At 49.9% G+C, this 515-nt stretch carries 1 pseudogene; it reads right to left on the bottom strand.

What is annotated here, in order from left to right:
• Nucleotides 1-515 (bottom strand): annotated as a pseudogene (locus AWW72_RS19505) (beta strand repeat-containing protein); the annotation flags it as partial.

The following is a 515-nucleotide window of genomic DNA, read 5'->3' as shown; positions in this document are numbered from 1 at the left end:
CCGATAATGTCAGTGATCGAACCTAATGGGCCACCTTCACCGCCGCCGATACCGCCAGTAATGCCACCGATGATACCTGTGATTGCACCAAGAGGACCGCCGTCACCACCACCAATACCGCCAGTAATGCCACCTAACAATCCACCAACATCAGTGAGGTCACCAACTACATGTTGAACCAGACCAGAAGCTGTTGAACCATTGGTAATTAGTGTACCGACAACGCCAGTAAGAGAACCCGCAGCACCGCCAATATCAGCGCCTGCTAAATCAGAAATGGCTTCAAGTGTGCCATTGACTGTATCGCGAGAAGTTTCAAAGGTGAGGGTACCGAGATTGGTCAGATCCGTAACAGGATGAACGCCCGGAAGCACGCTACCAATTGCACCGCCTACAGTGCTAATACCTGTGTTGATAATATCTGTTTTCAGGCTTTCGACACCTTGGAGTACATCAATACCAGTTTGAATCACGCCAGTGACAGGATTGTTGCCTAGATCACCACCAGTGATTCC

Source organism: Acinetobacter sp. NRRL B-65365, from assembly GCF_001605865.1.
In the GTDB taxonomy this organism is placed as follows: domain Bacteria; phylum Pseudomonadota; class Gammaproteobacteria; order Pseudomonadales; family Moraxellaceae; genus Acinetobacter; species Acinetobacter vivianii.
The sequence above is the reverse complement of the archived record's forward strand: the minus strand, read 5'-3'. Positions and strand labels throughout refer to the sequence as shown.